We start from the raw sequence: 19,270 nt of genomic DNA, 5'->3' as shown, positions 1-19,270 counted from the left end.
GGTCCAGGCAGCGCCGGTGAAATCCGAGCCGGCCACCGACCTCGGGCGATCAGTGGATCGCCGCCTGGAGTTGGGCGGCGCGTGACTGGGCACCGGGAAGGTCCGGGGTGCAGAACTCCGTCACCATCGCCAGGAGCCGGCTGGACGCCGCACCCTGCGAAGCGGTCACGTCCGGACTCGACTCGACCGTGATCCGGCGGGCGCCGGCCTCGTCGCTCATGCTCCACGTGCTGTACCCGGGCACGTCCCCGCCGTGCCCCCAGACGTCGGGCGCGCCGGGACCGCAGATCGCGGCCAGGGAGATGCGCATCAGCCCCAGTCCGTAACCGAGCACGCCGCCCTGGCCGGGCCACGGCACCGTGGTCTTCATCTGCGCGAGCAGGTCGGCCGGCAGCAACTCGCCGCCGAGCAGCGCGTGGAAGAAACGGTTCAGGTCGGCCGCGCTCGAGATGACGTTCCCCGCGCCGAAGTAGCGGCTCAGGTTGTAGACGGTCACGTCGGTCAGCCCGTGCGGGGCCGGGTAGAGCTGCTCGTAACCGCGCAGGGCGGCGTGCGGCACCAGGGGGAAGTCCCTCGGCAGAAAAGTGTCGGCCAGGTGCAGCGGACCGGTGATCCAGTCGCCGAGCACCTGCTCCAACCGCCGGCCGGTCAGCTTTTCCACCAGCAGGGCCAGCACGTTGTAGCCGGTGTTGGAGTACGACCAGCTCGTGCCCGGCGGGAACAGCAGCGGCTGCACGGTGCTGTCGTGGATGGCCTCGACCTCATCGAAGTGCACGAAGCGTTCGGTGTCTATCTCCGGGAGGGACAGCCAGGTGTACTGCGGCGCCAAGTCCCGCGGCAGGCCACTGGTGTGCTGGAGCAGCTGCCGGACGGTGATCGGCTCCGGGTAGGGCAGCAGGCCGGGCAGGTACTTCGAGATCGGGTCGTCCAGCCGCACCCTGCCTTTCGCGGCGAGCTTCAGGACGAGTGTCGCCGTGAACGTCTTGGACACGCTGCCGATACGGAACCGCCCGCCGGTGTCCGGCTTCGCCCCCGTGGTGACGTCCCCGACCCCGGCCCGCCCCCGCCAGTGACCGGCCGGATCCACCGCTGCCGCGATCATTCCCACGTTCCCGGCCTCCACAGCCGTGTCCAGCGCTGCCTGACGTGGATCCGTTCCCGCGGCGGCGGTGCCGGTACCGGCGAGCAGGAGCACGGCACAAGCAGCGGACACGACCAGTCGACGCATGGTTCCCCCCGGAGTGTGTGCAACCCCTACAACGGTAGCGCGGTCCGACCATCGACGTAAGGGATTCCGCGCCCGGTGCCGCGCGGCCGGCACGTCAGAGGGACGGTTGTTCGCGTCGCGCCGGCGCAGACACGCGTGCCCCTCTCGCACAACTCCTCTGACCTGCGGGTCAACCAGTTGTCGACGGATTGTCGGCGGCCCCTGCCACAGTCGTTTTCCCATCGGCAGCAACATTCAGGAGGAAACCAGCATGACCATCATCGATCCGACCGTGGCGAACGTCCGGGCCCGCGGCCACACCAAGCTCCGACTGCTGCAGGTGATGATCGCTGCAGCGGCCGTCTTCGGCGCCGTCGGCCTGACGGCGGCGCCGGCGTCTGCAGAGCAGACGTGCACGGGCAGACCGGACAGCAACCTGTGCCTGGCGATCAACGGGCTCGGCAACGGGACCTTCGCCGTCCACGTCGGCATCTACGTGCACATGACCCGGGAGTACGTCGATGACGCGGGAGACCCGCTCTTCGCCTCGATACGCGGCGACGTCTTCCAGTTCCTCTTCTCCATGCCGCTCACCGACGTGGGGGCAAGTTCCGAATCCGGGCTCTCCGCCGAATTCGACCTGGCCGTGCCCGGCAGCTGGCTCAACGAGGACAACGGGACGGACGAGATCCGCGCCTTCGTCTCCCTGATCGACACCGACACCAACACCATCCGGAAAACCTCTCGAACCAGATCGTCGGCAACTGGGCCTAGACCGGCGACCAGCCATCCGGCTCCGCGCCGGCGTCGTGGCCTTATCCTGCTAGCCCCACCCTGATTGCGGGGGCCTGCCGGATCGATCATGCGACAGCGGACTCCTAGCCTCGACCGATGATCAAATTTATCCTGGTCGTAACAATGTCGGCCGGCCTCATCGGGCTGGTCACGACCGCGGCTTCCCCTGCGCAGGCCGGCCCAGCCGGAAGGGGGGAGCTGCTCTCGGCCGTGCCGATCACGGGCCTGACGCCGGCCCAGGTGACCGAACTGCTCGCCGGGCACGGAATCGACACCGGATCGGTCCGTCACGGGGTGGACGCCTACCGGCTGGAGTATCGGACCACCGGCGCGGACGGGCGGCTGGTCACCGCCAGTGGTGCCGTGGCCCTGCCCCGTGGTGGCGGGCATCGGCTCCCGACGGTCGGCTTCCAGCACGGAACCATCGCCGCCAAGGCGGAAGCCGGTTCGGTGAACTCGGATAACAACAGGCTCGCCCCCATCACGTTCACGGCGGCCGGCTACGCCACCGTCGCCCCCGACTACCTCGGTCTGGGCACCGGCGACGGCCCGCATCCCTACCTCGACCTCCCGACGGAAACCAGCGCGTCGGTGGACATGCTGCGTGCAGCGGACACCTTCGTGCGCCGGACGGGCCGGACGCTGGACCGCCGGATGCTGCTCACTGGGTTCTCCCAAGGTGGACCGGCCGCCATGGCACTCGGCCGCGCCCTGCAGGAGGGCGCCGATCCACGCTTCTCCGTCCGCGCCATCGCCGGTGTCAGCGGCATCTACGACCTGTTCGGCACCCAGTTCCCCCGAGCTCTGGACGGAACGATCGTGCCCAAACTCGCCACGATCTCCACCGCCTACTACCTGACGGCCATGAACCGGCTGTACACCATCTACGGCCAGCCTTCCCGAGCATTCCGCGCGCCGTACGACACGGTCGTGGAAGGCCTCTTCGACGGCATGCACTCAGGGCTCGACATCGCCGCGAATCTGCCCAACACCCCAGCGGACCTGCTCACCGACTGGGCAGTCCAGCAACTGCGGCGCCCGACCGGCCCCATGCTGCACGCGGCGCGGGCCAGTGACGGGTCGTGTACCGGGTGGACACCACGTGCCGCCGTCCGGCTGTTCGCCGCTACCGGAGGCGACGAACTGGTCCCGATCGGCAACTCCACCCAGTGCCAGGAAGCATTCCAGGGCCGGGGTGTCACGACGCCTATCACCGATCTGGGCCGCGTGGACCACAACACTTCCGCGAAACGGGCCTATCCGTTGATGCTCGACTTCTTCGCCAGCCAGCGGTGACCAGAAAAGTCCACTGAGGACTTTGGGGCAGCGCGCCCTTTCGTATACGTAGCGGGTTGCGCTGTCCGGCGCCGAGGTCTTTCCCGTTCAGGCGTGGTAGGCGCAGCCGTCGTCCGTGGCCGTGTAGATGCAGAACTGCTCCCAGGGGTAGGCCTGCGAGATCATCGGCGTCCAGTCCGGGTGCCTGGTCACGGGGTTCTTGGCGTAGATGATCTTCCGGACCCGGTTGCCGTTCGCATCCCAGACCCCGCCGGCGATCGTCGGATACTGCCCGAGACCACCGTCTTGGGGGGCCCAGGAGATTCTGGTCCAGAAGGAGTGACAGCTCGGCGACCAGCGCAGCTCGCCGCGAATGAGCGAAGCGGTCAGCTCCTTCTTCGTGACCGCGTCCCGGCCGCAGCCGGTCGCCTCCGGGTCCTTGCCGTTGCAGGCCGCATAGGTGCATGCAGGTGCCGCTTGGGCCTCGACCGCGGCAAGACCGGTCATCGAGACCGCCAGCGCGGCGGCCAAGGCGAAACGTCGGCTGAGTTTCATCGATGCTTTCCCCCTCTAGTCGGTTTCCGGCTGACGATCGGCCGAAATCCCGGCGACCACAAGAGACGCTCCCCATGCACTGGTCTTCGCAACGGCCGATCGACACCATGGTTGGCGATGTCGGCCAGCCGGTAGTGGAATGCTCGCAGCGACCGCTTCTCGAACGCTGTACGGCCGGAGAGGACTCACATAGCGTCGATTCACCCAATCAGCCCTGTCTTTGATCAATTATTTCTGGTAGTGCCCACGTCGGCTGATACGGTTTTGCCATGCCAGAGGGGAGCTGGGATATTCGGGTTCTGGGACCGCTGTGGGTGGGTTGGCAAGGCGTCGAAACAGACCTGGGCTCCCCGCAGGCGCGTGCCATGTTCGCGGTACTGCTGCTGTCCGCGAATCAGCCGGTGACCTGGGAAAGAATCGCCGATGAGCTGTGGGACGAGCACCCGCCGGCTACGGCGAAGACACAAATCCACGGTTTGATCTCGCGGGTGCGCCGCGCACTGCCGCGGCCGTTGATCACCACCCGGGGCTCGGGCTACGTGCTCGAGCTGCCCGCGGAAGCACTGGACATCCAGCGCTTCACGGCGCTCACCGCGACGGCTCGCGAGCTGATCGCGGAGGAGCAACTCGAACAGGGCACCCGGCTGATGAACGACGCGCTCGGACTGTGGCGCGGCCCGGCGCTGCCCGACATTCCCGTGCCGTCCGCGCGGGTGGCCGCCGACCGATGGGATGAGCTGCGGCTGGCCGTGATCGAGGACCGGGTCGAGGCGGACCTGCGGCTGGGCCGCACCCACGGGCTCGTCAACGAGCTGACCGAGGTAATCGCCGCACATCCGCTGCGAGAACGGCCACGCGCGCAGTTGATGACGGTACTGGCGCGTTGCGGGCGGATACCGGAGGCGCTGGAGGTCTACCTGGATCTGCGTCGGACCATGGTCACCGAACTCGGTGTCGAGCCGTCACCGGCGCTGCGCGCACTGCACGCCGGTGTCCTGCGTGGCGAACCGACGCTGCGGCCCGCGGTCACCGCCCCTCGCGAGGTGAACCGGCCACGGCAGCTGCCGGTGGATCTCGCCGACTTCACCGGCCGAGCCGGCCTGCTGGCCGAGCTGGCGGCCGACTTGCGCGCGCCGGGCCGGCGCGAGCCGCTGGTGCTGACCATCTCCGGCGTCGGCGGGCTGGGCAAGACGACGTTCGCGGTGCGGCTGGCACACCAAGTCCGCGACGCGTATCCGGACGGCCAGCTGTTCGCGACGCTGGGCGACTCCGGTGCCGCGACGGTGCTTCCCCGCTTCCTGCGCGCCCTGGGCGTCGCGGACGACATGGTGCCATCCGACGAGGACGAATGCTCCGCGCTGCTGCGTGACCTGCTCGTCGACAGCAAGGTGCTGATGGTGCTGGACAACGTCCAACACGAACGCCAGGTCCGGCCACTGCTGCCCGCCGCGCCCGGCTGCGCGGTACTCGTCACCAGCAGGCACACGCTCAGCGGGCTGGAGAATGGCAGGCGCGTCCGGCTCGACCTGCTCAGCGACGAGGACGCGGCCAGTCTGCTCAGCACGATCACCGGTGCGCGGCACGCGCCCGACGAGTCGCTGGTGGCGCACTGCGGCGGTCTGCCGCTGGCACTGCGGGTCGCGGGCGCACTGCTCGCCGAACGTCCACATTGGAACGCCGCGGACCTGGCCGAACGGTTGACGGCCGAGCGGACCCGGCTGGACTGGCTGGCGGTCGGCGACCTCGCCGTCCGCGCCAGCTTCGCGATCAGCTATCGCCAACTGCCCGCCACGCACCGGATCCTGTTCCGCAGGCTGGGCTCGCTGTGCGTGCCGACCTTCGGCGCGTGGCTGGCCGCCGCGGTGCTGGGGATCGATGCGCGCGCGGCCGAGCGGATGCTGGAGGACCTCGTCGGCTGCCACCTCGTGGAACCCGTCGGCCGGGCGGCGGGCACGGCCCGCTACCGGCTGCACGACCTGTTGCGGTGCTTCGCGGTCGAGAAGGCTCAGGAGGAACCGGAGCATGAACGTCGGCAGACCATCACCAGGGCGCTCGGCGGATGGCTTTACCTCAGCGAACAGGCGGCGACCCGGCTGCCGCGCAGCGTGCTGACCCCGGCGCCCGGCGACGCGACCCGGTGGCAGGCCGGCAGCGAGCCGATCACCGACCCCACGGAGTGGTTCGAGGCCGAACTGCCCGCGCTGCACGCCGCCATCAAGATCGCCGTAGCCGAGGGGATGACCGACCACAGCTGGGAACTGGCCATCATGTGCCAGCAGTACTTCGACCACAGCGGCCGCAACGACGTGTGGTTCCAGTTCACCACCGAAGCGCTCACCGGGGTTCCCGGCGGCCGCGGCCGGGCCGCGCTGCTGCTCGGGCTCGGGCAGTTGCACATTTACTGGGACCGGTTCCCGGAGGCGTTCGCCGCGCTGTGGGAGTCGTTGGCGATCAGCGAAGAGATCGGCGACGTGCCGGGGATCGCGCGTGCGCTCGGCGGCCTGGCCACCACCTACCGCGTGACCGGGCAAGCCGACGCGGCGCTGGAGCTCAACGCGCGCGCGACCGTGTTGGCGGTCGAGACCGGCGACCGCCACCTCGAGATCCAGCTCCGCGCGGGCGCGGCGGCCCTGCACCTGGCCGAGGGCAGGCCCGAGCGGGCCTGGACGCTGCTGGAAGAGGCGTTGGACCGAGCCATGACGCTGGGTGACGACCACCGCACTGCCGCCGTGTTGACCCGCTGCGGCGAGTTCAACCTCAAGCAGAACGCGCCGGCGGAGGCGTTGCGGCAGTTGACGCGGGCACTGGAGATCGTGGAAGGCCGGCGCGATCGGCGCTGCACCGCGCGGGTGCGGCTCCAGCTGGGCCGGGCCCACGCGATGCTCGGCGACCTCGCGACGGCGACCGACGTGCTGGCCGCCGCCTGCTCCCTGTTCGTCGAACTCGGCGACGGGCAGAACGAGGCCAACTGCGCGTTCGAGCTGGCCCACGCCGCCCATGGTCAGCCATCAGGCTGAGGTTTCTGACTGATGCCGATCGGCGCTTTCGCACGACCAGGTCCCGGCCCGCAGGCCGGGGCGGCCGGGGCCGCTCCCGCCGCGCGAGAGAACCAGGTCCACAGGGCGAACATATGACGGTCGAGGAGGTACGTGGCCTGACTCCCTCGGCCACCGGCGTCACGATTTGGCTTCCAGCACAGTTTGTGTCGCCTGGGCGGCCCTGTCGGCCCCTTCGTAGTCAGGCTCCGGTATCGGACCCTTTTTCTTTCCGGTTGCAGGCAGCGTAATCAGCAGCACAGCTGCTCCGAGGAGGGTGATGGCCGCGATCCAGCCCGCGCCGACGTGCATAGCATGGATGAACGCATCATCAGCAGCCCGCACAAGAGCCGGCTGATGGATAGCGGTGGCGACGTGGCGGGCCTGTTCGGCGGAAACTCGCGCCTGCTCCTGCACCGGACCGGGTGCACCCTCCAGCGAAGGTTCGATCGCACGCCGGTACACGATCGACATGATCGTGCCGCCTACCGCGATGCCGATCACGCTGCCGGTTTGCCGCACGGTGTTGGTGACGGCCGATCCTGCACCGGCCTGTGCCAGCGGCAGGTTGCTGATCAATGCGGCCGTGACGGGGCCGATCACCATGCCGATCGAGAGACCCTGGACCAGCAACAGGATCTCGATCCAGGCGAGTGGAGTTTGCAGTCCGAGGACCCCGTACCCGCCCATGGTCAGCGCAGCCACGGTCAACGCCGGCACGGTGACCACGCGCAGCGACAGGCGGCGAACCAGGCGCGTGGCCAGGGGCGCCCCCGCGAGCGCGCCGGCCGCGGTCGGGATATTGACCAAACCCGCCTTCATGGGCGAAAATCCGAGCGCGCCCTGCAGGTAGAACGCGTTATAGAAGGTGATGGCGGCCACCGCGAAGAGCAGCAATCCGAGCGCCGCGTTGCCGCCACCGAATGTGCGTTGCGCGAGTAGTCGCGGATCAAAGCTGGGCACCTTGACACGCAGTTCGGCGAGCACGAAGAGGGCCAGCAGAACCAGGCCGGCAACGATCGGCGCCCAGACGTCGGTACGACTCCACGCAGCCACCTGCCCCGCCCGGATCAACCCGTAGGCCAACCCCACGAGCCCACCGATCGACAGCAACATTCCGGCGGGGTCCAGTGGCCGCAGCGTGGGGCTGCGGAAATTCGGAACCAGCACGGCGAGCCCGACCAGCGCCAACGCCGCGACCGGGACGTTGATCAGGAAGACCGAGCCCCACCGGAAATGATCGAGCAGGAACCCCGCCAGCACCGGACCGGCAGCCATTCCGACACCGGCCGACGTCGAGAAGATGCCGATCGCGGCAGCCCGCGCGGGGCCGGTGAAGGTCCACATGAGGATGGCCAACATGGCGGGCGTGATCAACGCGCTGCCCACCCCCATCGCAGCTCGAGCGGCAATCAATTGGCCCGCATCGCCCGCGTACGCCGCCCACAGCGAGGACCCGGCGAAGATCACCAATCCACCGGAAAACACGGTCCGGTGACCGAACCGGTCGCCCAATGCGCCTGCGGTGAACATCAACGTGGCGAAGGCCAGGGTGTACGAACCGGTCGCCCATTGCAGCTCACCGGGATCGGCCCCCAGTCCACGGACCGGGTCGGCAAGGGTCTCCAGCGTGGTACTCAGGACGGTATTGTCCAGCCAGATCAGCAGTGAACACAACATAAGAACGGAAAGAATCAACTGCTGCCTGAGCTTCGGCAACATTGCAGGCGCGGTCATGAACACCTTCGGATATCGAGCGGCGGGAACCCGAACGACCATAAGCAGACTCCACGACGCTGTCAAGCTCGGAGATTCTTGTCAAAACTGTTGCGGTCGAACGAATTGTGTGCCCTCTGTCAGACTTGCGTAATAAACAATGTTGTGCCCTCGGCCGAATTTCCGAGTTGAAGGTTTTATTACCTTCGAGGGCAAGCCGCGCCGCCCGCCGGACATCGCGAAAGCAGGTGCGCCGGGCTACGCTCGGACCGAACTCTCGTCGAAAACAAGCGCGGACCCGAGGGAGCCACCGACGTGGTCGAGACGCACGACATCGTTCGCCCGCCCGCCGAGCTCAGTGCGGCCCTCGCGGCCATCGGCAGCGCGACGGCCAGCGCCGAGCTCAGCCGCATGGGCATCCGCAGCGCGTTCATCCGTGGCCCGGTTTCGGTGACCCCCGGCGTGCGCGTGGCCGGCCCGGCGCTGACGTTGCAGTTCCTGCCGAAGCGGGAGGACCGCTACCCCGCCGACGAGTACGCCGAACCGGAGAAGCAGCTGCACCGGCACGTCATGTACCACGCCCAGCCCGGCGACCTGATCGTCGTCGACGCGCGCGGCGACATGAGCAGCGGCGTGTTCGGCGAGATGATGCTGACCTACTTCAAGGGCCGCGGCGGCGCCGGCGTGGTGGTCGACGGGTGCCTGCGCGACATCGGCGAGGCCAAGCAGCTCGGCCTCGGGCTGTGGATCCGGGGCGCCACACCGAACTTCCACGCCCAGACCGACATCGTCCCGGCCGCCGTCAACGTGCCGGTGGCGTGCGGTGGCACGCTCGTCGAGCCGGGCGACATCATTGTCGCCGACGACGACGGGGCGGTCGTGGTGCCGGTCAAGCTCGCACCCACCCTGGTGGCCGTCGCTCAGGAGCACGCGGAATGGGAGGAGTTCTCCCGCATCCGGCTGGCCGAGGGCGGCGACATGCGGCTGTACTACCCGCTGTCGGACGAGGCCCGGCCCGAGTACGAGCGGTGGCGCGCCGAGCGGGGCCCGGCCTGACGGGCTCCACAGCCGGTCGTGGCTCGGCTCCTCCTCCCAAGCCCGCTCATCCCTTCACCGCGCCCGCGGTGAGGCCCTCGGTCAGGAACCGCTGCCCGAACCCGTACATGAGCACGACCGGGATGCTGATCAGCAGCGAGGCCGCGGCCAGCTGCCCCTGCGGCACGACGTCACCGAAGATCATCGACTGCATGCCGACGGGCAGCGTCTTGTAGTCGTCCTTGGTGATGAACACGAAGGCGAACAGGAACTCGTTCCACGCGTTGGTGAGCGTGAACAGCGCGACCGCGAGCAGGCCCGGCTTGGCCAGCGGCAGCACGATCCGAATGAACGCCCCGAACCGCGTGCAGCCGTCGACCAGCGCCGCCTCCTCGAGGTCGGCCGGGATCGACTTGAAGTAGCCGACGAGCAGCCACGTCGCGAACGGCAGGGTGAACGTCGGGTAGGCGAGCACGAGCGACCACAACGAGTCGTTGAGCCCGATCCCGCTCATCAGCTGGTACAGCGGGATGAACAGCAGCGCGCCCGGCATCACGTAGGTGAGCAGGATCGTCACCGTGAAGCTCTCCGAACCCCGGAACTTCAGCCGCGCCAGCGCGTAGCCGGCCAGCGCCGCGCAGACCACGGCGATCACGGTGGACGCCACCGACACCAGGATCGTGTTGACGTACCAGGTGCCGAACGCCCGCCCGGTGAACAGGTTGGTGAACTGCTCGGTGCTCCACGGGGTCGGCCAGAGGTCGTCGGTGCGCGCGACGATCTGGTCGTCGGACTTGAAGGCCGTGACCGTCATCCAGTAGAGCGGAGCGAGCACGAAGCCCAGCAGACCCACGAGCGCGACCCCGGTTCCGGTGCCGCCGACCAGGCGTGCGGCCAGCCGCTTGCTCCGCGCGGCGAGCGCGGAGACGACCCGTCCGACGGCGGCCGCGAGCACCACGAACACGCCCAGCACGAGCGCGGCCTTCCACACGATCTGCGGCGACGCCCAGACCAGCACGAGCACCGAGACCACGACGATCCCCCAGGGCAGCGCCCGGCGCTGAGCGGGAGTCAGCCGCCTGCGCCCCAGGTCGCCCGCGCCCGGCAGGTCGCTGCGTCGCATCATCCGCACGAGGATCACCACGAGGATGCCGATGATCGGCAACATCACCAGCGTGACCGCGGCGCCGGCGCCCAGCTGCAGCTGCTGGATGGCCTTCGAGTAGGCCACCATCACGTACGGGGCGGTGGCGTCCCCCGGGCCGCCCTGGGTCATCAGCCAGATCAGGTCGAAGTTGTTGAACGTCCAGATCGACGACAGCAGCACCGTCACGATCATGACGTGGCGCAGCCCCGGCAGCGTGATGTGCACGAAGCGCTGCCACGGCGAGGCGCCGTCCACCATCGCCGCCTCGTGGAGACCGCTGTCGATGGCCTTGAGCCCGGCGAGGAACGTCACCGTGAAGAACGGGATGCCCTTCCAGACGTTGACCAGGATGACCGCCGGCATCGCGAGCGCGGGATCGGACAGCCACTCCGCGGGCCACCGGTCGACGAGCCCGATCGCGGCGAGGCCGGGCCCGATCCCGGAGTCGGTGAGCAGGACGTTGACGCTGCCGAAGATGGGATCGAGCAAAGACCGCCAGGTGAAGGCCGTGACGACCGTGGGCACCACCCACGGCAGCAGGATCACCCCGGCGATGATCGCCCGGCCGCGGCGCATGTGGTGCAGCATCAACGCCGCGACGAGACCGAAGGTCACCTTGAAGATCTCGGCGTACGCGGTGAAGACGAACGAGTTGAGCACGCCCTTGTGGAACAGGGCGTCATCGATGAGAGCGGTGTAGTTGTCCAGCCCGGCGAAGACCGTCTCCGCTCCGTGGCGCTCCGTGGCGCTGGTGAAGACCGAGCTGACGATCGGAACCAGGATCAGGCCGGCGACCAGCAGAAGCGTCGGCCCGATGAACACCGCGGCGAGCCGCCAGTCGCGCCCGAGCCGCCGCTGCGTCGGTGTGAGGGAGGACGACCCGCGCGGCGCCGGACGGGCCGGCGCCGGCGGTGTCGCCTTCGAACGCAGGACGGTCACTGCCGGTAGCCCTGCTGCTCGAAGATCTGCACGATCCGCGTGTGGGTCGCGGCCACGGCGTCGGCCGGCCGGGTGCCCTGGATGACCGACTGCATCATGTCGGTCAGCAGGTAGGCGGCGAGGGCGGCCTGCTCGCCGGGGCTCGGCGCCTGGGGGAACGCGTAGCCGGTCCTGGTCGTCATCGGGAGCTGCGCACGGGTCTGCTCCCGCAGCGCGGGGAAGGCCGGGTCACCGCTGGTGTAGTACGGGTCGGAGTCCCACACCTTGTCCCACGACGGGTTGACCAGGCACGGTGCTCCCTTCGCGACACCGAGCAGCGCGCTCCCACCGACCATGAACTTCGCCACCAGCTTGGCGAGACCGGGGTTCTTCGCCCCCTTGAACACGACGAACGAGTTGGACTCGCCGTACGCGAGCGGCCGGTCGATCGCCGGTCCGCTGGCGCCGTTGAACGGGTGTGTGTTGGCGTAGACCGGATTCTTCTTGGTCTTCGAGTCGGCGTAGACGCTGTACTGGTTGAGCGTGAGCCCCAGGATCCCGGCCAGCCAGTTCTCGTTGTTGCTCGAGTCGGTCCAGCTGCCGATCCCGGGTGGCAGCATCGGCGTGTACTTCGGGTTCGTGTAGATGTCGCCGATGAACGTGACGGCGGCGACGGTCTCCGGCGAGTTGAACACCACCTTCGTGCCGGTGTTGTCCGCGATCGCCCCGCCGTAGGTGTTGATGACGTTCTGGATGAAGCCGTTGGCGTCGCCGGAGCGGTTCACCGTGAGGCCCCAGCCGAAGCGCCGCTTCGCCGGGTCGGAGACCGCCAATGCGTTGTCGCGCAACTCTTCCCACGTGTAGTGGAGCTTGAGCGGAAGCCCCTTCTCCTGGTACCAGTCCTTGCGCAGGTACATTCCGGACGCGATGAAGTGGTACGGGATCGCGAACCAACGCCCGTCGAACACACAGAATTTGGTCGACGCCGTTGCGGGCTCCCCGTAAAGCGCTTTCATCTCGTTGACCACATCGGTGACGTCGGTGAGGGCGCCGAGGTTGTGGAGCTGGCCGACGAACCGCCGGTCGCTCATGAAGGCCAGATCGCGGTTGGTGCCCGCCTTCACCTCGGCGTCCATCTTCGCGACCATGTCGCCGGCGTCACCGGAAACCAGGTCGTTGCGGACGGTGGTGCCGGTGGCCTGCGCGAACACCTGCAGCGACCGGTCCAGCGCCTTGTTGGCGGCCTCCGCGTACAGCTTCTGGGAAAGCATCCCCACCGAGCCGCCGCGGAGCGCGGCCGCCTGGTCGAGCAGCGCCTTGGGCACCTGGACGTCGACCTCCGGCGCGGGGGCGGGGCCGTCCCCGCACGCGGCGAGACCGAGCACGCCCAGCGCGCTCATCCCGAGAAACGTGCGTCTCGACCAGTCCGTTTTCTCTGCCATGACCACTCCTCTCGCGTCCGGGCGAGCGGACGCGTACCGCGGGGCGACGTTGCCACCGGCGGGACAGCGAGGCGGGCGCCGCGCTGCGGGTCGTTCATGCGGCGAAGGACGCCGAACTGCTGTCGTGGGGGTGGTGGCGCCGAAGGTGCCGCGCGGTGCCGATCAGCCCCGGCCGGCTCGGCGGGATCGCCGGTGCTGCCATGCCTCGTCCGTCCTCGTCATCGGTTCCGGAACTCGGTCGTGCCGTGCGCTAACGCCGCCGTGCGGCCCGCTTGCTTCGTTGCTCCTTCTCCGCGAGGAGCGTGGAGTAGTTGTTGCTCAGGTGCCTGCGCATCGCCGCGCGGGCACCGGCCGGATCGCGCGCCACGAGCGCCTCGTAGATCTCCGTGTGCTCGGCGGTGGCGCGGCGCAGCCCGGCCGGCGCCTCGTTGGTGAGGCGCCGGCTGGCCGTGCCGAGCCAGCGGGCGGAGTACATGATCCGGTCGAGGATGCGGTTGTCGGCCGCCCGGCAGATCTCCATGTGGAACTCGTGGTCAACTTCGAGGTAGGCCTCGGGATCCGCTTCGAGCGCCGCCATGCGCCCGATCTCGTCCCCGAGCCGGGCCAGCGCTTCGTCGGTGATGCTGGCCGCAGCCATCGCGGCGAGTTCGGGTTCGAGCAGCACGCGCATTCGGTGCAGCTCCTGCAGCAGCTCGTCGACGATCTCCGTGGGCAGCCACTCGATCAGCAACGGGCTCAGGTAGTCCCACTCCGCGCGGGGGCGCACGACGACGCGGCGGCCCTGCGCGACGTCGACGATGTCGAGCGAGGCGAGGATCTTGAGCGTCTCCCGCGCCACCACGCGGGACACCCCGAACTCCTGGGAGATCTCGAGCTCGGACGGGGCCCGGCCGTCCTCGATGTCACCGTTGACGATGCGCCGGGTCAGGTGGGCCGCCACCTGCACCGGGAGGGTCCGGACCTTGACAGCGTCCGGAGACTCTTGTCTCCTTGGCATGTCATCAGCTTATAGGACAAGTTGGACATCGCGACAGTCCTTCATCCGCACGACCCGGCGGCGGGAGAGCAATGCGGATCGTCAACGTCACGACGGCCGTGGTCGCGTACCACGGTCAGGCCACGCTGGTGCGGATCGACACCGACGAGGGCCTCAGCGGGTTCGGCGAGGCCAATCCCGACGCCGGCGCGGGTGCCGTCGTCGGAATGATCGGCTTCCTGACGCCCCTCCTGATCGGCGAGGACCCGCGCAACGTCGAGCGGTGCTGGGAGAAACTGCGCCGCAGCAGGGTTTTCGCGGGCCCCCAGGGCGGGGTGTTCGTGATCGCCCTGTCCGGGATCGAGCTCGCGCTGTGGGACCTCGCGGGCAAGGCCGCGGGCCAGCCGGTCCACCGGCTGCTCGGCGGCAAGTTCCGCGACCGGATCCGCCTCTACGCCGACTGCGGCGACGGCGACGACCCGGCGGGCTCGATCGCCGGGTGCGTCGACCGGGCCCAGCGGATGGTCGCCGAAGGCTTCACCGCCATCAAGTTCGACGTCGACGACCTGCACCACCCGGCCAAGTTCGACGCCTTCAACCACACGATCAACGCCGCCGAGCTGCGCTCGATGGTCGAGCGCGTGGCAGCCGTCCGGGAGGCGATCGGACCGGACGTCGATCTGGCCATCGACCTCCACGCCCGCTACGACGTGCCGAGCGCGTGCCGGATCTCGTGGGAGCTCGAGCCGTTCCACCTGATGTGGCTCGAGGAGCCGCTGCCGGCGGAGAACGTCGACGCGCTGGTGCGGGTGCGCGCGCAGACCCGCACGCCGATCTGCGCGGGTGAGAACCTCTACCTGCGGTGGGGATTCCGCGAGCTGCTCGAACGCGGCGCCGTGGACGTCATCGAGCCGGACGTGCCGAAGTGCGGTGGCCTCGCCGAGGCCAAGAAGATCGCCAACCTCGCGGAGCTGCACTACATTCCCTTCGCACCGCACCTGGTGTCGACGCCGCTGGGCACGATGGCCACGTCACACCAGTGCGGAGCGATTTCCAACTTCTTCGTCCAGGAATGGCACGCCCTCGAGGAGCGCGCGGTGTGGGACAGCTACGTCCACGCCCCCGACGGAAGCGGCTCGATCGTCAAGGACGGCTACATCACGCTGCCCGACACTCCCGGCATCGGCGTGGAGCTCGACATGGACGGCGTCCGGGCCCACGCCGTCGCGGGCTACGGAGTGTTCGAGTAGCGAGCAGTGGCATCGTCATCCGGCTTTGCCCCGCTTTGCCCGGCGTTTTTGCGCTGATTGGCGTTGAAGCGCGCTTTCTTCTGACGATTCCCGCACGTGTTCATGTCACACCATCTGCGGGTGCGGCTTTGACTGGTGTCGAAAAAAGCGGCTTGGCAGGTCGGCGATGCGCACAAGGCCAGTTTTCCGTCTCGTTCGCCGGCGATGATGCTGATCGCGTCGGCGGCGATCACGCCCAGGGCATCTTCCACGGAGGAAGCCGAGCTGAGCCGCCATTGCCGATGGCCCTCGGGCGTCAGGATGGCCGCGGCCCGCCCCTGCGTGCTGCGGTCATTGATGACTTGGACAGCAGACGCGGGGAGAGCGTCTTGGATGGCGGCCGCTGTCGCGGCGGCGTGGATCGATTCCCTCAGTTCCCGAGCGAGTTCGAGCTGGGCGGTGGTGCAGGAGTCCACGGCGAGGCCGTTCACCGCCAGCCAGTCGACGAGCCGGTGCGGCGTGGGAATGCGCTCCACCGGGTGGCCACGACGCTCCGACAGAGTCCCCGTGAAGCTGGTCGCCAGCACCGTACCGAGACGGAATTCAGGGAACTCGGCACGCATGGAACCACCTTAGCAGGTTGCGTTCGGACGCGACGGCCTGGTAGAACCGTCTAAGCCGGTTCACTACAGGTCGTAGCCGGTTCCGCGATGCGAGGAGGTCTCATGCCCCGTTCCACCAGCGACGTGCAAGCATTCGAAGGCCACGCAGCTGAAGCCGGCCTCGACGATCTGCGCGCGCGATTGGCGGCGGCGCGGCTGCCGGAAGCCGAGACGGTCCACCGCGCCGCGCCCGGCCCTCGCCGATGGGAACAGGGCGTTCCCCTGGCCGACCTCCGCGAGGTCGTGGACTACTGGCGCACCGGGTACGACTGGCGGTCGTTCGAAGAGCGCCTCAACCGCATCGGCCAGTTCCGCACGACCATCGACGGTCTGGGAATCCACTTCCTGCACCGCCGATCCGCGCGCGCGGACGCCACTCCGTTGATCTTGACGCACGGCTGGCCGGGCAGCATTGCCGAGTTCATCGACGTGCTGGACGAGCTGGCAGATCCGAAAGACGCGGACGCGCCGGCGTTCCACATCGTGGCCCCTTCGCTACCGGGCTTTGGTTACAGCGACAAGCCGGCCACGACCGGATGGGGAACCGAAAAGATCGCGGCCGCATGGGTGGAACTGATGGGAAGGCTCGGCTACCGCAGGTTCGCCGCCCACGGCGGCGACTGGGGCGGCAACATCACCACGGTCCTCGGCGGCCGGTTCCCGGCGCACGTCCTCGGCATCCACACAACGTTCGCGGAGGGACCGCCCGGGTTGACGACGGACGGACTGACGGCGATCGAACGCCAGTGGGCCGAGGAAACCCGGGATTTCTGGCGCCACCGCGCGGCGTACGCGAAGCAGCAGGCCACCCGGCCGCAGACCATCGGCTACTCCCTCGTCGACTCACCGGTCGGGCTTCTCGCCTGGATCCTCGACAAGTTCGCCGAGTGGACGGACACCGAAGACAGCCCGTTCGAGACGATTTCCCGGGACCGCATTCTCGACGACGTCACCCTGTATTGGCTGACGCGGACCGGCGCATCGGCAGCCCGCATTTACTACGAAAGCCACAACTCGCTCGACCCCGAACTCCGGGTCGACGTCCCGTCGGCGATCACCATGTATCCCCGCGACATCGAGAAGTGCCCCCGCCCCTGGGCCCAGGAGCGGTACCGGCAGATCGTCCGATGGCGGTCACCCGAAGCCGGCGGGCATTTCCCGTCGCTGGAGGTTCCCGGGTATTTCGTCAAGGATCTGCAAGAAGGCCTCGCGGCGGTGCTGGCCGCCAACCGGTGAAGTCACCGCCGGCTGCTGCGGCTTTCGATCTTCAAGGCCCCCCTGGTGACGGCGCGGATGTGGTCACTCGCGAGGAGGTCGTGCGGATAACCGAGTTCGATCGCGCTGGCCTCGTCGAGGCGGGCCAGTTGGGCGGCGGTCAGGTCGACCTCCAGTGCGGCCAGGTTGCCCGTCAGCTGCTCGGCGGTGCGGGCACCGACGATCGACGCCGTCACGCCCGGGTTGTGCAGCGTCCAGGCCAGCCCGACCTGCGCGGGTGTGCGGTCCAGTTCCGCCGCGACCTCCTTCACCACGTCGGCGATGGCGAGGTTGCGTTCGGTGACCATGCCCAGGCTGGCGTTGAAGCTCTTGCGAGTGCTTCCCCCGGCGTCGGCCGCGGCCAGGTCGGCGCGGCTGTACTTGCCGGTGAGCAGGCCGCCCGCCAGCGGTGAGTACGGGGTCACGCCCAGCCCCATCGCCCGCGCCATCGGCAGCAGGTCACGCTCCGCGGCCCGGTTGACGAGGTTGTACTCGATCTGCAAACCCACCAGCGGCGACCAGCCGCGCAGGTCGGCGATCGCCTGCATGCGCGAGATCTCCCAGGCCGGGACGTTGGACATCGCGACGTACAGGACCTTGCCCTGCCGGACCAGGTCGTCCATGCCGCGCAGGATCTCCTCGACCGGCGTCGTGAAGTCCCACACGTGCAGGTAGAGCAGGTCCAGGTAGTCCGTGTTCAGCCGCCGCAGGCTGCTTTCCACCGACGCGGACAAGCTCTTGCGGTGACTTCCCGTGGAGTTCGGGTCACCGGGCCGGCGCAGCGTCGTGTACTTCGTCGCCAGCACCAGGCTCTCGCGGTTGTCGCGGGTGAACTCGCCGAGCTGACGCTCCGAGCTGCCGTTGGTGTAGGTGTTGGCGGTGTCGATGAAGTTACCGCCGCGCTCGACGTAGATGTCGAACAGCTTGCGGGCCTCGGCCTTTTCGGCGCCCCAGCCGGACTCGGTGCCGAAGGTCGCCGTGCCCAGCGCGAGCGGCGAGACCCGCAGCCCGGAGCGGCCCAGCAGCCGGTAGGTGTCGAGGGTGAGCGGCATTTTGTGGTTCCTCCTGCGCTTGTTTTCCCGTCGACAGCGAGTCTGCGATCGCGGCGAGCCGGGGGTAAGGGAGGGAACTTCCTGGGAACACGAGTCCTACCCAGGCGGTTGCACCACCCATGACGACCTCCACGGTGGACCGGAACCAGGAGCTGGCCGCGTTCCTGCGGAGCCGGCGTGAGCGCCTGGACCCCGGCGACTTCGGCCTGCCGGCGCGCAGGCAGGCGCGGCGGACCCCCGGGCTGCGCCGTGAAGAGGTCGCCGAACTGGCCGGGGTCAGCGTCGACTACATCGTGCGGCTGGAGCAGGCCCGGGGGCTCCGCCCCTCGGCGGCGGTGGTGGAGGCGCTGGCCCGGGCGCTGCGCCTGGCCGCCGACGAGCGCAGCTACCTGTTCGACCTGGCCCAGCAGCGGCCCCGGGACGCCGACGAGCTCGTCACCGTCGCGGCGCCGCCGCTGGTCGGCCTGGTCGACGACCTGTCACCGCTGCCGGCCATGGTCCTGAACCACCGCTACGACATTCTCGCCTGGAACGCCGAACTCACCAGGCTGCTGGGCGATTTCGACGCCTTGCCGCCGTCTCAGCGCAACTCGATGTGGTTGTGCCTGATGCACCCGCGGATGCGCGATTTCTACCTCGACCGCGAACGCATGGTGCGGGAGGGGATCGCCCACTTGCGAGCCGCCTGGGCCGCACACCCCGACGACCGGGCGCTGGCCGGCCTGATCGCCGAGTTCACCGCGGGCAACGAGGACTTCGCGCGGATGTGGGGCGAGCAGGACGTCAAGGTCAACGGCCGCGGGACCAAGATGATGCGGCATCCCGAGGCCGGAGTACTCGCCATGCGGTTCGAAACCCTCAGGCCCCTCGAGGATCCGGACCACCTGCTGGTGATCTACCGCGCCGCGACCGCGGAGAGCAAGGCGGCCCTGGACCGCTTGACAGCACCGTGACGCCGGACCGGATCCACGC

15 protein-coding genes are annotated in these 19,270 nt (G+C 68.8%); 7 read left to right on the top strand and 8 right to left on the bottom strand.

Annotation, left to right across the window (positions count from 1 at the left end):
• Positions 1 to 49 precede the first annotated feature (49 nt).
• Positions 50 to 1,228: a serine hydrolase domain-containing protein gene (locus AB0M80_RS31095; RefSeq protein ID WP_364572042.1), complete on the bottom strand. Its 1,179-nt coding sequence runs from the start codon at positions 1,226 to 1,228 to the stop codon at positions 50 to 52.
• A 250-nt stretch (positions 1,229 to 1,478) separates the two neighbouring features.
• Between AB0M80_RS31095 and AB0M80_RS31090 the strand changes: the two genes are divergently transcribed.
• Positions 1,479 to 2,045 carry a hypothetical protein gene (locus tag AB0M80_RS31090; RefSeq protein WP_364572041.1) on the top strand — a complete coding sequence of 189 codons (567 nt, stop codon included), beginning with the start codon at positions 1,479 to 1,481 and terminating at the stop codon, positions 2,043 to 2,045.
• Positions 2,046 to 2,098: 53 nt separating this feature from the next.
• Positions 2,099 to 3,298, top strand: coding sequence for a lipase (locus AB0M80_RS31085; protein ID WP_364572039.1), 1,200 nt, complete (start codon positions 2,099 to 2,101; stop codon positions 3,296 to 3,298).
• Positions 3,299 to 3,385: 87 nt separating this feature from the next.
• Here the strand turns inward: AB0M80_RS31085 and AB0M80_RS31080 are convergent, their stop codons facing one another.
• Positions 3,386 to 3,832, bottom strand: a complete 447-nt coding sequence (locus tag AB0M80_RS31080) for a DUF2690 domain-containing protein (RefSeq protein ID WP_364572037.1) — start codon at positions 3,830 to 3,832, stop codon at positions 3,386 to 3,388.
• 269 nt (positions 3,833 to 4,101) lie between these two features.
• On the opposite strand from AB0M80_RS31080, the gene AB0M80_RS31075 reads away from it, so the two are divergent.
• On the top strand, positions 4,102 to 6,849 hold the full coding sequence (locus AB0M80_RS31075; RefSeq protein ID WP_364572035.1) for a BTAD domain-containing putative transcriptional regulator: 2,748 nt from the start codon (positions 4,102 to 4,104) through the stop codon (positions 6,847 to 6,849).
• Positions 6,850 to 7,008: 159 nt separating this feature from the next.
• Here the strand turns inward: AB0M80_RS31075 and AB0M80_RS31070 are convergent, their stop codons facing one another.
• Positions 7,009 to 8,604 (bottom strand): MFS transporter, encoded by a 1,596-nt coding sequence (locus tag AB0M80_RS31070; protein WP_364572033.1) that lies wholly within the window; start codon positions 8,602 to 8,604, stop codon positions 7,009 to 7,011.
• A gap of 294 nt (positions 8,605 to 8,898) precedes the next feature.
• On the opposite strand from AB0M80_RS31070, the gene AB0M80_RS31065 reads away from it, so the two are divergent.
• Positions 8,899 to 9,639, top strand: a complete 741-nt coding sequence (locus AB0M80_RS31065) for a ribonuclease activity regulator RraA (protein WP_364572031.1) — start codon at positions 8,899 to 8,901, stop codon at positions 9,637 to 9,639.
• A 46-nt stretch (positions 9,640 to 9,685) separates the two neighbouring features.
• On the opposite strand, the gene AB0M80_RS31060 is transcribed toward AB0M80_RS31065, so the two are convergent.
• The 3 genes from AB0M80_RS31060 to AB0M80_RS31050 form a co-directional block, all read right to left on the bottom strand.
• Positions 9,686 to 11,704: an ABC transporter permease subunit gene (locus AB0M80_RS31060; RefSeq protein ID WP_364572029.1), complete on the bottom strand. Its 2,019-nt coding sequence runs from the start codon at positions 11,702 to 11,704 to the stop codon at positions 9,686 to 9,688.
• Positions 11,701 to 13,125: an extracellular solute-binding protein gene (locus AB0M80_RS31055; RefSeq protein WP_364572027.1), complete on the bottom strand. Its 1,425-nt coding sequence runs from the start codon at positions 13,123 to 13,125 to the stop codon at positions 11,701 to 11,703. The genes AB0M80_RS31060 and AB0M80_RS31055 overlap by 4 nt, the downstream gene beginning before the upstream one ends.
• A 250-nt stretch (positions 13,126 to 13,375) precedes the next feature.
• Entirely contained in the window at positions 13,376 to 14,122 is a 747-nt protein-coding gene (locus AB0M80_RS31050) for an FCD domain-containing protein (protein ID WP_364572025.1), read from the bottom strand.
• 71 nt (positions 14,123 to 14,193) lie between these two features.
• On the opposite strand from AB0M80_RS31050, the gene AB0M80_RS31045 reads away from it, so the two are divergent.
• Positions 14,194 to 15,351: a mandelate racemase/muconate lactonizing enzyme family protein gene (locus AB0M80_RS31045; protein ID WP_364572023.1), complete on the top strand. Its 1,158-nt coding sequence runs from the start codon at positions 14,194 to 14,196 to the stop codon at positions 15,349 to 15,351.
• Here AB0M80_RS31045 and AB0M80_RS31040 read toward each other — a convergent pair.
• Positions 15,333 to 15,953 (bottom strand): CGNR zinc finger domain-containing protein, encoded by a 621-nt coding sequence (locus AB0M80_RS31040; protein ID WP_364572021.1) that lies wholly within the window; start codon positions 15,951 to 15,953, stop codon positions 15,333 to 15,335. The genes AB0M80_RS31045 and AB0M80_RS31040 overlap by 19 nt on opposite strands.
• Before the next feature lie 102 nt (positions 15,954 to 16,055).
• Here AB0M80_RS31040 and AB0M80_RS31035 point away from each other — a divergent pair, with 102 nt between their 5' ends.
• Positions 16,056 to 17,228: an epoxide hydrolase family protein gene (locus AB0M80_RS31035; RefSeq protein ID WP_364572019.1), complete on the top strand. Its 1,173-nt coding sequence runs from the start codon at positions 16,056 to 16,058 to the stop codon at positions 17,226 to 17,228.
• 2 nt (positions 17,229 to 17,230) lie between these two features.
• Here the strand turns inward: AB0M80_RS31035 and AB0M80_RS31030 are convergent, their stop codons facing one another.
• Positions 17,231 to 18,298 (bottom strand): aldo/keto reductase, encoded by a 1,068-nt coding sequence (locus tag AB0M80_RS31030; protein ID WP_364572017.1) that lies wholly within the window; start codon positions 18,296 to 18,298, stop codon positions 17,231 to 17,233.
• Positions 18,299 to 18,417: 119 nt separating this feature from the next.
• Here AB0M80_RS31030 and AB0M80_RS31025 point away from each other — a divergent pair, with 119 nt between their 5' ends.
• On the top strand, positions 18,418 to 19,251 hold the full coding sequence (locus tag AB0M80_RS31025; protein ID WP_364572015.1) for a helix-turn-helix transcriptional regulator: 834 nt from the start codon (positions 18,418 to 18,420) through the stop codon (positions 19,249 to 19,251).
• Positions 19,252 to 19,270: the final 19 nt, after the last annotated feature.

The organism is Amycolatopsis sp. NPDC051045 (genome assembly GCF_040682955.1).
Lineage (GTDB): Bacteria > Actinomycetota > Actinomycetes > Mycobacteriales > Pseudonocardiaceae > Amycolatopsis.
This window is presented reverse-complemented; position numbering and strand designations above follow the sequence as displayed.